This window comes from Pseudomonas bijieensis, assembly GCF_013347965.1.
In the GTDB taxonomy this organism is placed as follows: domain Bacteria; phylum Pseudomonadota; class Gammaproteobacteria; order Pseudomonadales; family Pseudomonadaceae; genus Aquipseudomonas; species Aquipseudomonas bijieensis.
This window is the reverse complement of record NZ_CP048810.1, coordinates 2,225,479-2,240,497: the sequence shown is the minus strand read 5'-3', so window position 1 is coordinate 2,240,497 and position 15,019 is coordinate 2,225,479. Positions and strand designations below refer to the sequence as shown.

11 protein-coding genes are annotated in these 15,019 nt (G+C 60.7%); 3 read left to right on the top strand and 8 right to left on the bottom strand.

Translation table 11 applies throughout. From position 1 onward, the window contains the following. Window positions 1-105: 105 nt before the first annotated feature. Both GN234_RS09605 and GN234_RS09600 read left to right on the top strand, forming a co-directional pair. Complete coding sequence (locus GN234_RS09605) at window positions 106-996, top strand: ATP-binding protein (protein WP_109751459.1); 891 nt, start codon at window positions 106-108, stop codon at window positions 994-996. Beyond that, on the top strand, window positions 993-1,475 hold the full coding sequence (locus GN234_RS09600) for a GAF domain-containing protein (protein ID WP_109751460.1): 483 nt from the start codon (window positions 993-995) through the stop codon (window positions 1,473-1,475). The genes GN234_RS09605 and GN234_RS09600 overlap by 4 nt, the downstream gene beginning before the upstream one ends. Here the strand turns inward: GN234_RS09600 and GN234_RS09595 are convergent, their stop codons facing one another. The 7 genes from GN234_RS09595 to GN234_RS09565 all read right to left on the bottom strand — a co-directional run bounded on the left by GN234_RS09595 (window position 1,476) and on the right by GN234_RS09565 (window position 11,666). Then, the gene (locus GN234_RS09595; protein ID WP_176688356.1) at window positions 1,476-4,424 is read right to left on the bottom strand and encodes an HD domain-containing phosphohydrolase; all 2,949 of its coding nucleotides are present in this window, start codon (window positions 4,422-4,424) and stop codon (window positions 1,476-1,478) included. Window positions 4,425-4,541: 117 nt separating this feature from the next. Further along, the gene (locus GN234_RS09590; protein ID WP_176688355.1) at window positions 4,542-8,162 is read right to left on the bottom strand and encodes a transporter substrate-binding domain-containing protein; all 3,621 of its coding nucleotides are present in this window, start codon (window positions 8,160-8,162) and stop codon (window positions 4,542-4,544) included. 9 nt (window positions 8,163-8,171) lie between these two features. Continuing rightward, window positions 8,172-8,798: a response regulator transcription factor gene (locus tag GN234_RS09585; RefSeq protein ID WP_014337291.1), complete on the bottom strand. Its 627-nt coding sequence runs from the start codon at window positions 8,796-8,798 to the stop codon at window positions 8,172-8,174. Between the two features lie 386 nt (window positions 8,799-9,184). Continuing rightward, a complete protein-coding gene (locus tag GN234_RS09580) occupies window positions 9,185-10,513 on the bottom strand; it encodes a deoxyguanosinetriphosphate triphosphohydrolase (RefSeq protein WP_109751464.1) in 1,329 nt (442 codons plus the stop codon). Window positions 10,514-10,636: 123 nt separating this feature from the next. Continuing rightward, complete coding sequence (locus GN234_RS09575; protein ID WP_109751465.1) at window positions 10,637-10,963, bottom strand: hypothetical protein; 327 nt, start codon at window positions 10,961-10,963, stop codon at window positions 10,637-10,639. After that, window positions 10,960-11,349 carry a phage holin family protein gene (locus tag GN234_RS09570; RefSeq protein ID WP_024618372.1) on the bottom strand — a complete coding sequence of 130 codons (390 nt, stop codon included), beginning with the start codon at window positions 11,347-11,349 and terminating at the stop codon, window positions 10,960-10,962. Before GN234_RS09570 ends, GN234_RS09575 begins: the two co-directional genes overlap by 4 nt. A gap of 2 nt (window positions 11,350-11,351) precedes the next feature. Then, window positions 11,352-11,666: an ElaB/YgaM/YqjD family protein gene (locus GN234_RS09565; protein ID WP_092166820.1), complete on the bottom strand. Its 315-nt coding sequence runs from the start codon at window positions 11,664-11,666 to the stop codon at window positions 11,352-11,354. A gap of 339 nt (window positions 11,667-12,005) precedes the next feature. Here GN234_RS09565 and GN234_RS09560 point away from each other — a divergent pair, with 339 nt between their 5' ends. Beyond that, on the top strand, window positions 12,006-13,214 hold the full coding sequence (locus GN234_RS09560; protein ID WP_109751466.1) for an ammonium transporter: 1,209 nt from the start codon (window positions 12,006-12,008) through the stop codon (window positions 13,212-13,214). Window positions 13,215-13,246: 32 nt separating this feature from the next. On the opposite strand, the gene GN234_RS09555 is transcribed toward GN234_RS09560, so the two are convergent. Then, on the bottom strand, window positions 13,247-14,959 hold the full coding sequence (locus GN234_RS09555; RefSeq protein ID WP_176688354.1) for a cation:proton antiporter: 1,713 nt from the start codon (window positions 14,957-14,959) through the stop codon (window positions 13,247-13,249). Window positions 14,960-15,019: the final 60 nt, after the last annotated feature.

The window sequence follows — 15,019 nt, the reverse complement described above, 5'->3', positions numbered from 1 at the left end:
ATACCGGTGCAGCCGGTGTGTATTGTGTGAAGTAGACCCGCCATTGGCTACGGCGTTTCGTAGCCCGAGCGCCATCATTACTGTGAACCTGTCCGAGGAAAAGACGTGGACTCGCGATTGAATGCTTTTCTTGAGCGTGCCGATGCCGTGCTGGCCCGGATCGAGCCTTTGCTGCCGGCGCCCCGGCCCGCCATCGATTGGACCCAGACCCTGGCCGCCCGCTGGCAGCGTGATGGACGTAGCGGCTATCTGCTGCCGCTGCAGGTCAGCCTCGACATGCGCCTGTCGGACCTGATCGGCGTGGACCGCCAGGTCGAACAACTGGGCCGCAACACGCGGCAGTTCCTCGATGGCATGCCCGCCAACCATGCCTTGCTCTGGGGCTCGCGTGGCACCGGCAAGTCTTCCCTGGTGCGTGCCCTGTTGGCCGAACATGCCCAGCAAGGCCTGCGGTTGATCGAGATCGAACGCGATCACCTGGCCGATCTGCCCCGGGTGGTCGAGCAGGTTGCGAAACTGCCACAGCGTTTCGTATTGTTCTGTGATGACCTGTCGTTCGAATCCGGTGAGGGCGATTACCGGGTGCTCAAGAGCGTGTTGGATGGATCCCTGGAGCAGGCACCGGACAACGTGCTGCTGTATGCCACCTCCAACCGTCGGCACCTGGTGCCGGAAAAGGAAAGCGACAACGAGAACTGGAAACGGGTCGACGGCGAACTTCACCCCAGCGAAGCGGTGGAGGACAAGATCGCCTTGTCCGACCGCTTTGGCTTGTGGCTGTCGTTTTATCCCTTTACCCAGGAGCATTTCCTCAACGTGGTGGAGCACTGGATCGGCGAACTGGCGACCAAGGCCGGGCTGGCCTGGCAGCGCGACGAAGCGCTGGATGTGCTGGCGGTGCGTTGGGCAACCGGTCGCGGCAACCGCAACGGACGTTGCGCCTATCAGTTTGCCCGTTATTGGGTAGGCCTGAAATTGTTGGAGCACAAGGCATGATCGATTTGAAGGGCACCGGAGTTGGCCTGGACGGCTACGCGTTGTTATCGGCACAGCTGGAATCCTTGCTGGCCGATGAGCGTGACTTCATCGCCAACGCGGCGCAGTTCTCGGCTTTCCTGTCCAGTCAGCTGGACGACCTGAACTGGGCCGGTTTCTACCTCAATCGCAACGAAGAGCTGGTCCTGGGGCCGTTCCAGGGCCAGATCGCCTGCGTGCGGATTCCCTTTGGCCGCGGCGTGTGTGGCACGGCGGCAGCGACCCGGCAGACTCAGCGCGTCGAAGATGTCCATGCCTTCGCCGGGCACATCGCCTGCGACAGTGCGTCGAACAGCGAGCTGGTGGTGCCGTTGGTCAAGGACGGGCGCCTGATTGGCGTGCTGGACCTGGACAGCCCGAAACTGGCGCGCTTTACCGAACATGACCAGGCTGGCATTGAAGCGTTGGCTGCGATATTCCTGCGCCTGACGGATTGCTGATCATGCCTTCAGCCCGGCCTTGACCAGCAGGGCATCGGGGTCGACTTCATCGATCTGGTGCGGGTCGAGGAACTGATTGGCGTAGCTCAGGTAGACCTTTTCATCGATGAAGAGCCCGAACAGTTCGGGATCGATATGGGCGTCACGGCACATGGTGGCCATGATGCCCAGGGCTTCGCTCAGTTTCTTCGCTTTCTTGTAGGGGCGGTCGGCCGCCGTCAGCGCTTCGAAAATATCGGCAATGGCCATCATGCGTGCCGGCAGGCTCATCTCATCGCGTTTGAGGCGCTTGGGATAACCGCTGCCATCCATCTTCTCGTGATGACCGCCGGCTATCTCCGCCACGTTTTCCAGGTGGCTGGGGAAGGGCAACTGGCTGAGCATCAGGATCGTCTGCACCATGTGATGGTTGATGACGTAGCGCTCCTCGCGGGTCAGCGTGCCTCGGGTGATGCTCAGGTTGTAGAGTTCGCCGCGGTTGTATTTCCAGGCCGGTACATCGAGCTGGAAGCCCCACGGATTGTCCGCCGGGATCAGTTCGCTCGCGTGGCGCTCGAACAGGTGCTCGGGCTTGTCCGCCAACAGCGGCTCAGTGACTGGTAGTGTCGGCTTGGGCGTGCGGGCCTGGCGACGGTTCTCTTCCCAGGAAACTCCCAGGCGATCGTCGAGGGTCCGCGTCCAGGGGCGTTGGGCAATCTGTTGCAAGCGTTGCAGGTCGGCCTCGGCCATGGCTTCGCTGCCTTGGTTGCAATGGGCGACGAAGGCAAAGTCGTCATCCAGGGCCGCCAATGTCGCGTCGCGCCGTTGCGCCAGGGATGAGGCCTCGCCGCCGCTTGCCACGGCCTGCCAGTAATCGACCCAGGCATCGCGCTTGAGCACTTCGAAACGGGTGCGTATCTCGTGGATCCGGTCGTTCAGGGTTTCCAGCTTGGTGGCTTTGTCGACGACGTATTCGGGGGTAGTGACCTTGCCGCAATCGTGCAGCCAGGCGGCGATGTGCAGGGCTTCCCATTCATCTTCCGTTGGCTGATAGGTGTCGAATGCCGGTGCCTGGCTGGCGGCGGCGGCCTGGGCGAGCATCAGGGTCAGCACCGGCACCCGCTGGCAATGGCCGCCGGTATAGGGACTCTTGGCATCGATCGCGCCGGCCAGCAATTGGATGAATGCGTCCAGCAATTGCTTTTGCCTGGCTTGCAGGCGCTGGCTCTCGATGCTCACGGTGGCGGCACCGGATACGGCCTGCAGGAAGGCGATGCGGTCGGGCTGCAGTTTTTCCAGGTCGGCTTCGGTGCCACTGTCGGTGATCAGCAATACCAGTACGCCGACGGTTTCCTGGTGCCGATTGCGCAGACGGATACCGATCAGGTGGACCCGCGGCGAGTCCAGTTCCCGCAGGACGCCCTGCAAGTCGCCCGCCTGCTCGAAGCCCAGGGATGTCACGAAATTTTCCGAGACGGCCAGTTGCTGGAGCCATTGAGGGCTGTCGCCCGCTTGCAACTCATGACCGCGCAGTTTGAAGTCATCGAGATCCCGAGGTGCGCCGTCGATCACCAGCCCATGTGGCTTGACCCGATTGTCGTCGTTCTCGCGCAGGTAGATCAGACCGGCCTGGGCCTGGCCGATTTTCACGGTTTCAAATAACACCCGCTCCAGCAATGGTGCGAAGCGGGTTTCGGCGCGCAGGCTGGCGGTGATTTCAAAGAAACTTGCCAAGGTCTCTTTCATGCGCGCCATCGATACGCTCAATTGATCGACCTCCAGCACCGGGGAACGACGGGACACCGGATAGTTGAAATCAAAGCTGCGAATGGCATCGGCCTCCTGCACCAGTTCGCGCAAGGGCTTGACCAGGATTCTGGACGTCAGCCAGCCCAGCGGCAGGCACAGCAGCAAGGTGGCGAGGGTGATGAGCGCGCCTTGCCAGCGCATGCGATAGGCATTGGCCAGCAGCTCATCCTCAGGGACCAGCAATGCCAGTTCCAGGCCGTGGGGCCCGCCTTCCTGCATATGGCTGCGAGAAACGATCCACTGGCGTCCGGCCGCCTCCAGGCGCGTCGCATCGGTGTTGTCATCGAGCGCAGCGGCGATCGCGGGGCTGAGGTCGCGAGCCTTGATCAGGCGTGCCGACTGGGCATCGACGAGCAGCCGGCTGCTGTCGGGATAACCCACTGCGTTGCCCTTGGGGTCGAGCAAGACGATTTCGGTGCCGCTGGTCACCTTGTGCTTGGCCAGGGTTTGGGACAAGGCCGCCAGGGTCAGGTCGGCGCCAATGACAGCCTGTTCGCCGCTGCGCCGGGCGAGGGTGGTGCCGACGTTATGGATGGAGAAAAAAACGTAGGGCTCGGTGGTGATCTGCTCAGTGCTGCCGACGGCGCTGCGAAACCAGCCGCGGTTGCGTGGATCGTAGGTTTCACCGGTAATGTCCCGGCGTTCGATGAGCGTCAGGGTTTCATCGTAAAACAGTGATTGGGCGAGTATCGGCGCCTGCTCGGTTGTCCGTTCCACGGTCCAGACCTGGTAGGCCGCCTCGGCCGGTGCCTGCAGGGCGGCTTTGAGGGCAGCGGTGCGCAATGGCCGGACCATCAGGAAGTTGCCGTGACGATCGCCCAGGTACAACGACGCCAGGTTCGGGTTATCCCGCAGTGCCTGGCTGAAGGGCACGAGCAGGGCCAGGCGTTGCGCCATCTGCGGCGTGCGCGTCGCCGGGTAGTCGGCCAGCAGGCTCAGCAGATGGCGGATCGGTTCGTAGGTGTCGTACAAATCCAGGCGCACATCCTGTTCAATGCGGTTGAACAGTTTTTCACTGCTGGAGAGGATGATTTGCGTGGTTTGCCGGTAATTGAAAATACCCAGCACCACCCCGGTCAGCAGCAAAAGCAGGGTAAACATCACGCTGATGTGGACGTGCAGGGGGAACCGGCGTTTTTTCGGACGCGGTGCGCTGGGCATTGCAGTCACTCCAAGTGTCGGGGGGCGTTCTCGATGGGTGTTTGCGCGTGCAAGGGAAACCGATCGAGAACCCCCCCATGTACGCACTGCTGAGCGAACAGCATAGTAAACGCTGGATTATTTTGCCTTGGCGATCTCCGTTTCCAGGGCCCGCTCCAGTTCGCTCATGGCGCGGTCGAGGGCGTCGGCGCAAGCGCTGATTCGCTCAGGCGCCTGTGCCTGCTGACAAGCCTGTTCCAAAGCCTCGCACCGCTGGATCAGCGAGGTCGCCTGGACGATGCGGGCGACGCCTTTTATCTTGTGTGCCGTTTCAGTCAATGCTTGCCGGTTTGTGCCGTGGGCGACGCCCAGCAACTCCTGGCGGTCCGAGCGGCTGCTACTGAGCAGTTCGGCCAACAGGCGCCGGTTGGACGAAGGGTCGCCGCCAGTCAATGCCTGTAGGCTTTGTACGCTGAAAATCGCGGGGTGGCCGGCGGGTTTGACCGCCTTGATCCATTGGCTCAAGGCGCTCAGGCTGATCGGCTTGAACAGGCAATCGTCCATTCCAGCGTCCTGGCAGCGTTGTTTTTCCTCCGGTTGGGCATTGGCCGTGAAGCCCAGGACGGTGCAGGGCGGCCGTTGCTGCTCGGACTCGTTGCGACGAATCGACCGGGCCAGATCGTAGCCGCTCATGATGGGCATGTTGCAATCGGCGATGACCAGATCGAAATGCCCATCCTGCCAAACCTTGAGCCCATGCGCACCATCGTAGGCGACCTGGTAGTGGTGACCCAGATACTCCAGTTGCTGCGACATCAGCAGGCGGTTGGCCGGATGATCGTCCACGACCAGCACATTCAAGGCGGCTTCGGCCGTTTCGATGGCCGGCTCAAGCGCAGCGCAAGCGTTTGTCGGCGGCAGGATGTTCAGGTGCAGGCAGATCCGGACCTGGGTTCCGGTGCCGGGCTGGCTGTTCATGTGCAGGCTGCCGCCCATCATCCGGCACAGGTTGCGACTGATCACCAGCCCCAGTCCCGCACCCGTACGGGCCATCCGGCCGCTATTGTCGACCTGGGCAAAAGGCTCGAACAAACGTTGCAGGTCCGCCGGGCTGATGCCGATGCCGCTGTCGTTGACCTCCAGGTGCATTTGCAGCACGTCGTCCCGGTCGGTTGGAGACAGCCGGACCTTGATCAGAACCTGGCCCTGCTCGGTGAATTTGAGGGCATTGCTGATCAGGTTCGACAGCACCTGCTTGAATCGCAACGGGTCGATCAATACGTCAGGGTTACCCTCGGCAGTGTCGAATTGCAGCGTCAACGCCAGGTTTTTCTGCCGGGCCACGCCCTCGAATACCCGTATCACCGATTGCAGCAGGGCCCTGAGGTTGACTCGTTCGGGGGCCAGGCTCAGATGGCCTGATTCGATACGCGCGATGTCCAGGATATCGCCTATCAGCTCGAGCATGCCGGAGGCCGACTCGTACGCGACTTCGATGGTCGAGCGGTCGACGTGGCCCTTGTCGGCGTGTTTGAGGGCCAGTTCGAGCATGCCGATCACCGCGTTCATGGGGGTGCGGATTTCATGGCTCATGGTCGCCAGGAACGTGCTTTTGGCGCGGTTGGCGTCATCGGCCTGTTGCTTGGACGCGCGCAGTTCCTCGAACAGCTGGCGCCGTTCACTGATGTCGATCCAGCCACCGATGATGCCTTGCACTTCGCCGGCGGAGTTTCGGTAGGGCAGGATCCAGTGATAGATCGTCAGTTTCCTGTCCCCGATGTGCAGGGGACGATCCACGATCAGGGCGGTGCCTTCGGCCATGACGCGCTGGTAGTCCGCCTGGTACTCCTGCGCTTCGAAGGCGTTGCTCATGGAGCCCGGCATCAGGCTCTTGCCAATGACGTCTTCGCGTTTTGCGGCGAACGCTTGCAGGTAACTGTCGTTGCAACTTTGCAGGATGCCGTTGTGATCCCTTACGTAGATGGGATGAGGGGTGCCGTTGAGCAGCGAATGCATGAACTCGAGTTGATCATTGAGGGCCAGTTCCGCCCGCTGGCGTTGCCTGATCTGGCGCTGCATGTAGGCGTTCCACGCCAGGGAAAGCAGCAGCAACAGGCCGACGCCCGCGACGATCTGGAAGAACAGACGGTTGTAGGTGCGCCAGGTGTGTTCCGAGGGTGAGACATAACCGCGCCAACGGTTGTTGATGACGCCCAGTTCGTCGGGGTCGATGCTGGTCAGGGCCTTGTCGAGAATGGCATTCAACTCGGTGGCGTTTTTCGCCGTGGCCAGCGCGAACATGGCCTGTTGGGTGCCCACCGTGCTGCTGATTTGCAACCTGTCCCGCAACACGTGGGAGGCGATGAAATAGTTGGCCATCACTTGTGAGTTCACGCTGCCGTCGACCTGGCCATGGGCGAGCATTTCCACGGCGCGCAAGGGGCCGTCCGTTTCGATGATTTGGATGCTCGGGTACTGGTTGCGTAACCATTCAATGACCGGGTTGCCTTTGGCGATTGCCAGGCTTGCGTGGCCGAACTGATCGAGTGTCGTGGGCGTATCGGACTGTTTGCGGGTCAGCAGGACGAATGAACTGGTGATGTAGGGGCGACTGAATTTCAGTTGGAGTTGTCGTTCATTGCTGGGCAACAGTGCAGCGATCATGTCGGCTTGATCGTTCAGGACCGCAGCAATCATTTCGCTGTCGTTCTGGCGGCGCTGGATGTCCAGGCGCAGGCCGGTGCGCAGCCGGATCAGTTCCAGCAGATCGGCACTGATGCCGCGAAAGTCGCCGTCAGAATCGAAGAAGGTGAAGGGTGCGGACGTTTCGTTCACCGCCACCCGGACCACCGGATGCTTCGCCAGCCAGCGTTGCTCGCGTTCGGTCAGTTGTATCCTGTGGTCCGTGAGGTACAGGTCGCTACCTGCGCTCCAGCGCTTGGAGATGGCTGCCTGCTCGGCAATGGGGACCTGGTTCAACGTAGCGTTGATGACGTCCAGCAAGCGGGTATCGCTGCGTCGTACGGCGAACCCGAACCCGTGGGATTCATGCTTGCCGAAGCTGGCCATGCGGATATTGCCCAAGTATCCATTGTTGATCATGTAATGGGTGGAAAGGGTATCGCCGAGAAATACATCGGCCTGGCCGAAGGCGACGGCGTTGATGGCGTTCTGGTAGGAAGGGTAGGTGGTGATGAGTGCCTTGGGGTAGAGTTTTTCAATTTCCTGTAGCGGCAGGTAGTGATAGACCATGCTCAGCCGCAACCCCTCGAGATCGTCGGTCAGGGATCGGCTTTCATTCGTTCGGGTGACGAGAACGGGTTGGTCCACGGCGTACGGCGTCGACAGCACGATGTCGGGGTTGCGGGCTTCGAAACCGTTGGCGGTGCCAAGCATATCGATTTGCCCCTCCATGAGTGCGGCCATGGCCGCCTCGCGGGAACCAAAGCGCAGGACGCTGATGGGCAGGCCGGTGGCCTTGGCGATGATATCGGCATAATCGGCGGTCAGGCCCTCGTAGTCGCGTCCACTGGTGGAGAGGTCGAAGGGCGGGTAATCCGGGGCGGAAGTTCCCAGGACCAGGTTCTGTCGATCCTGTAGCCAGGCGCGCTGAACATCATCGAGCTTGATCTCGGTATGGGTCATGGAGGAACGACCCAGCAGCGTGTATCGCTCGGGCGTATCCGGTGCCGCCGCGAGTACTCCCGTATATAACGCTGCGCTGATCAGCAAGAGGCATTCCGATAGGCGTCTGAGCATCCTTTTTTCTCACACCAGCGCGTTGCGCTTCGCCATTTCAATCAACTCGACCAGGGACTTGACCTTGAGTTTCTGCATCAGCCGTTTCTTATAAGTACTGACGGTCTTATTGCTGAGAAACATTCCCTTGGCTATTTCCTTGTTGGTACGTCCCTGTGCAAAAAGTTGCAGCACCATCAGTTCCCGATCATTGACACTTTTGAAAAGGTCCAGCTCGATACTGCGTGGATCATCCGGGCGCACCGGATTCAGCGCCTGGCTGGGGAAATAGTTATAGCCGGACAATACCGCTTTGATCGCGCTGACAAGTTCGCTGAGGTCTTCTTGTTTGCAAACGTAACCAGAGGCACCGGATTGCATGCATCGAATGCCGAAGAGCGTCGGCGACTGGGCCGTGAGCACCAGCGTCTTGAGCGGAGTCGTCATGGCGTTGAAGCGCGAAAGGATTTCCAGTCCATCGAGTTTGGGAATGCTGATGTCCAGGATAACCAGGTCTGGCATGCATTCGCGCACCATTTGCATCGCGTCGACGCCGTTGTCAGTTTCTCCTACGACCTTATAGCCCTCATGCTCCAGAAGCATGCGAACGGCGAGGCGGATGACCGGATGATCGTCGACAATGAAAACGGAGTTCATGAATAAATTACCCTGCGAACTTGAATAAAGCGCGCACCTTAGCCCACTTACCACCCGGGCCGTACGAAGAGACAGGCATGCAACTTCAATTTCAGAAGTTTCCTACAAAAAAAGAGGCAAGATATTACGATGTAATCGGGTTTTTAGTAGGCGATTGAAATAAGACGGTGAGGGTTACTGGCCGTTTGTGAAAGGATATTTCTTTCGAAGGGATGTTTATCCAAACAAGTGTGACGGATTTGTTCAATATTGCGTGGAAAGTTTCATGCCGTGGAACTTGTACGATGAAGCCATTGTGGAAGCGGGCTCGCTCGGGAAGGCGCAGGCTCATTCAACATCGTCGCAGCTTGACCCGCCGCTTTCGCGAACAAGCCCGCTCCCACCTATTATTGGCGCGTGCGGCCTGTCATCTCCTGAGCCATTTCGCTGGCGTAGCTGTCGGTCATCCCGGCGATGAAATCGATCATGCGTAGGAAAGCGCCATGCAAGGGGCCGTTGGGATCCGGCGCGTTATTCCCCAGCAGGTCGAGAATGCGACGGTTCTTGAACGAAGGCGTGCGGCCACCGTGCTGTTCGAGGGCGGCTCCGCAGAATCCGTTGAGCAGGATTTCCAGCGTGGTGTAGGCGCCGATTTCATGCAGGGTCTTGCGCTTGTCCTGGAAAATTTTCCGCCGCGCCATGTCCTTGGCATTCAACACGCAGCGTTTTGCCGGGCCATGCATATGCTCCACCAGATCCCCTGGCAGCGTGCCGGCAAGCAGCGCTTCCTGCTGTTCGACAAAAGCCCGGGCGGCGGCGTTGGTCAGGTGTTCGATGGCCTTGCCCCGCAGGATCGCCAGTTTGCGCCGCCGCGAATCCAGTGGCCCAAGCTGCCGGTAGGTGTCCGGAAGATCGTCGCCCACCAGGTCCAGGAGCAGCGACTCCACCTGCGGGTATTCCAGAAGATCCATCTCCACGCCGTCTTCCAGGTCGATCAGCGCGTAGCAGATGTCATCGGCGGCTTCCATCAGGTACACCAGGGGATGCCGCGCCCAGCGTTGGTCCTCGATCTGTGGCAGGCCGAGCTTGTGGGCAATCTGCTCCAACAGCGGCAGTTCGCTCTGGTAGCAACCGAACTTGTGTTTCTTGTAACCCAGCGAGTCGGCGTGGCGGGCGGTCCAGGGGTATTTCAAATAGGTGCCGAGGGTGGCGTAGGTCAGCCGGGTCCCGCCGTCGAACTGATGGTATTCAAGCTGCGTGAGGACGCGGAATCCCTGGGCGTTGCCTTCGAAGTTGAGGAAGTCGTTGCGCTCGGCTTCGCTCATGGCATCAAGCCAACCACGGCCGGCGGCCTGCTGGAACCAATAACGAATAGCGTCCTCGCCGGAATGACCGAACGGTGGGTTGCCGATGTCGTGGGCCAGGCAGGCCGATTGCACGACCATGCCCAGGTCGCTGGGCTCACACCAGTCAGGCAGGGCACTGCGAATGGTTTCTCCCACGCGCATGCCCAGGGAACGCCCGACGCAACTGACTTCCAGGGAGTGGGTCAGGCGTGTGTGGATGTGGTCGTTGCTGGAGACCGGATGCACTTGTGTCTTGCGTCCGAGACGGCGGAAGGCGCCGGAAAAGATGATGCGGTCGTGGTCCTTGTGGAAGGGACTGCGGCCCAGCTCTTGCGGACTGTGCAGCGGTTTTCCGAGGCGTTCGCGAGTCAGCAGGGTGTGCCAATCCAAGGCCGGTTACTCCGTGTGATGAGGTCGATGCCCTAGCTTCCCGGTTCGTGGGGCGTCCTGCAAGGTCCAAGGGCTTGTGCAGGGTCGCAAGATGGTCAAGTACAAAACCCTGTGGCGCGAGCCTCAGGGCTTGCGCACACTCTTGGCCAGCTTGATCAACGGCAACAGCGTCGTTGCCAACCGGATCAGGCTGGTCAAGCCGCCGCTGCGACTGCGTTTGCCGGTGATGAAGCCGAGTAAGGTCACTGCGGCCACGCCCCACAGTGGCGCGTGCTTGATGCCGAAACCTTCGTGCCAGCTTTGCGTCAAGCCGCGCACCCGCTGCAAGGGTTGCAGCAACTGGCGGGTTTCCTGACGGATTTCCTGGCGATGCATTTCCATGCGCAGACGCACCAGCGCCTTGCGCATTTCCTGTCGTGTCCGGGCTTGAGGGATATCAGGCAGGCTCATGGCAGCAGGCGCTCCCGGTCATTGGCCAATTCTTCGAGGGTGGCGTTGAAAGGGGAGGACTCGTCATAGATCGCTGCCTTGAGCCGCAGACCGCAGAACAGCGCCGCCAGCAGATAGAACAGGCACAGGCCGATAATGCCCGCCAGGCGATAGGTGTCCCATACCAGGATCAGTACCAACGCCGAAAGCCCGACCAACAGCAGCAAGCCGAACACCAGCGCCAAGCCGGCGAACAGCAGGAGGCTGACGGTGCGTGCCTTCTGTTCCTGCAGCTCCATGCCGAACAATTCGACGTGGCTGTGCAACAAGCCAAGAAACGCCGCGCCGAGGCGGCGTGCAGTCGGTTGGGTGCCCGCTTCGGACGAGCCGGATTCGTCGATACCCATCATCAGCGCCGTGTCGCCAGCAAACCAATCAGAAAGCCAACGCCCGCGGCAATGCCTACCGATTGCCAAGGGTTGGCCTGTACGTATTCCTCGGTGGCGACCACGGCAGCCTGGCCGCGTTCACGCATGGAATCTTCCGTCAGCTTTAGTGTTTCGCGGGCGCGCAAGAGGGTTTCGTGGATCTGGCTGCGCAGTGCATCGGCTTGATCGCCTGCCAGCGTCGCGGTGTGATCGAGCAACCGCTCCGTGTCGCTGACCAGCGTCTGGAAATCTTCCATCAGGATTTCTTGAGCAGTCTTTGCCTGGGTTCTGGCCATCGGTGGATCTCCGTAAGTGACGTCTGAAACGTTCGAGTATGAGCCTTGCGCGAAGGTTCAGTACAAGTGACTGGTACAACTTTTGCTCAGGCTTTTGCCATGTACTGGTGCGTCAGCCTGCGCCAGTGCGCTGAAGCTGGGCGAAATCCCGCAAAACCTTAACCCAAATAATCAAAACCCGCGAAGCACCTCCAGGCGGGATTTCGTTTTTCCCGTTCTTGCGCACCAAAGCGGTTCATCGGCCTGCGTTCGGCAGATGAGCTGTTTCAACTTGGTGCGCTTGCGGGGTGGGCGAGCCGGTTTGGTGCTTTTTTCAACTTTTTCAGGTCTGCCAATACCATGGAAAATATGCAAAGTGCCGTGGACAGTCTGGTCCACAGCTCCAACACGCTGTTCATCCTGCTTGGCGCAGTCATGGTTCTGGCCATGCATGCCGGCTTTGCGTTCCTTGAAGTGGGAACGGTCCGACAAAAGAACCAAGTCAATGCGCTGTCGAAAATCCTCAGCGATTTCGCGGTCTCGACCCTGGCCTATTTCTTCATAGGCTATTGGATTTCCTACGGTGTGACTTTCCTGCAACCGGCGGCGGCGCTCAGTACCGATCATGGCTACAGCCTGGTGAAGTTCTTCTTCCTGCTGACCTTTGCCGCCGCGATCCCAGCCATCATCTCCGGCGGTATTGCCGAGCGTGCGCGGTTCGCACCGCAGTTGTGTGCCACGGTGCTGATCGTGGCGTTTGTCTATCCGTTTTTCGAAGGCTTGGTCTGGAACGGCAATTTGGGTCTGCAAGCCTGGCTGCAAGCCCGGTTCGGCGCCAGTTTCCATGACTTCGCCGGCTCCGTGGTGGTGCATGCCATGGGCGGCTGGCTGGCGCTGGCTGCCGTGCTCTTGCTGGGGCCGCGTAACGGCCGCTACCGGGACGGTCGCCTGGTGGCATTCGCGCCTTCGAGCATTCCATTCCTGGCCTTGGGTTCGTGGATCCTGATTGTCGGCTGGTTCGGTTTCAACGTGATGAGCGCCCAGACCTTGCCCGGGGTGAGCGGGCTGGTGGCAGTCAATTCGTTGATGGCCATGGTGGGCGGTACCGTGGCGGCATTGATTGTCGGGCGCAATGACCCAGGTTTCCTGCACAACGGCCCGCTGGCCGGGTTGGTGGCCGTCTGTGCCGGTTCCGACCTGATGCACCCGGTCGGTGCGCTGGCCACCGGTGCCATTGCCGGTGCCTTGTTTGTCTGGTGCTTCACTGCGGCCCAGGGCAAGTGGAAGATCGACGATGTGCTCGGCGTCTGGCCATTGCACGGATTGTGCGGGGTCTGGGGCGGTATTGCCTGTGGCATCTTTGGCCAGACTGCCCTGGGTGGCCTGGGTGGGGTCAGCCTGATCAGCCAGTTGTTCGGCACGGTGCTGGGTGTTGTCGTCGCCCTGGCCGGAGGCTTTGCGGTCTATGGGGTGATCAAGGCTGTGCTGGGGCTGCGCCTGACCCAGGAAGAAGAGTATTACGGCGCCGACCTGTCGATTCACAAGATCGGCGCGGTCAGCCAGGACTGATCGTCGCACTAACGAACTAACCACACAGGCCACTAAGGCTCCTTGTCCTGGTTACCGGGATAAAAGCCATGGAGCAGACGGTAACGGTCGTGACGCACCTGATCCACATGATGCCGGACCTGTTGCTCGGGCAGGCCCAGCATGATCAGGGCGTGGGAGGCCAGCATCAGGCTCGACTCCAACAGTTCCGGGACCACTTCGCTGGCCCCGGCAGCCTGCAACTCGGCCAGTTGGCTGTCGTCACGGGTACGCACCAGGATGGGTATCTGGTGGTTGACCTGTCGAGCCGCCTTGAGCACGGTGATAGCGATGTCGGTCTTGTCCACCGCGATCACCAGCAACCTGGCGCGGCTCAAGCCAACGGCCGCAAGCAGGTCACTTCGTCGCGAATCTCCATAATGCACGCAGTTTTCCCCGACGGTGGCTTCCTGGATGATCACCGGGTCGTCATCCAGGGCGACGAACGCCTGGCCTTCGCGGCGCAGGAAGCGCCCGATGGACTGGCCGACGCGACCGTAGCCGCAAATGACTACGTGACCCGACAAGCCGGCATTGAGTGCGCTGATCTGGTCCAGTTGTGCTTCTTCGTTGGGTTTGCGATGCAGGCGCGCAGCGATGCGTGGTGCCGCGCGCAGCAACAGCGGGGTCAGTAGCATCGAGCAGAATGTCGCGGCCAGCAGCAGGCCGCTGATGTCGGCGGGCATGAGGCGGTTTTGCTGCATCTGTGCCATCAGGGCAAAGCAGAACTCACCACCTTGGGCCAGGGCCAGGCCGCTGCGCCAGGCCGTTTCACCGTCGCTGCCGCGCCATTTCACCTGGGCGGCGACCACGCAGCCCTTGATGAGCATCAAGCCGAGGGTCAAACCCAGGATCAACAAGCCGTCATCGAGGAACAGCTGCAGGTCGATCAGCATGCCGATGCTGACGAAGAACAGCCCCAGCAGGATGTCGCGAAACGGGCGTATGTCAGCTTCGATCTGATGCCGATAGTGGCTTTCCCCCAGCAACATGCCCGCCAGGAAAGCCCCCAGGGCCGGCGACAAACCGAGCAGATGGGTCAGCCACGCCGTCAGCAACACGATTACCAGGGCAAGCAGCACGAACAGTTCGGCGGACCGGGACGCAGCCACCTCATGGAACAGCCTGGGCAACAGCAGCCGACTGGTCAGCAGCAGGCCACCGAACAAAACCAGGGTCTTGCCCAGGGTCAAGGGCAGCGCCCAGTACCACGGGTGCTCGCTGCTGCCAGCGAATACCGGCACCAAGGTCAACAACAGCACCGCGACAACGTCCTGGAACAACAACACGCCGATGGCGTTCTGGCCGTGGCTGCTGAAGATCTCTCCCAGGCTGGTCAATTCCTTGCTGACGATAGCAGTGGAGGACAACGCCAGGCCTGCGCCAAGCAGCAACGCGGCGATCACCGGCGCGCCACACAATGCCAGCAATCCCGCCAGGACCGCTCCCGAGCACAGCACCTGCAGGCTGCCCAGGCCGAACACGACCCGACGCAGTTCGAGCATTTTCGACAGGGAAAACTCCAGCCCCAGCGAGAACAGCAGGAACACCACCCCGAGCTCGGCCAGGTCTGGCAATTCTTCGCTGTCGTTCACCCAGTCCAGCGCGGTAGGCCCGACCGCCAACCCGACGCAGAGATAACCCAGCACGGGTGGCAGGCGCAGCCGCCTGAACAAGGCGATGACCACCAGGGACGAGGCAAGGATGATCAGCAGATTGGCAAACAAGGGGAACTCCGTTTCAAGGCTACAACCTACAGCGTAGAGGGGAAAATGCGCCAAGCGTCG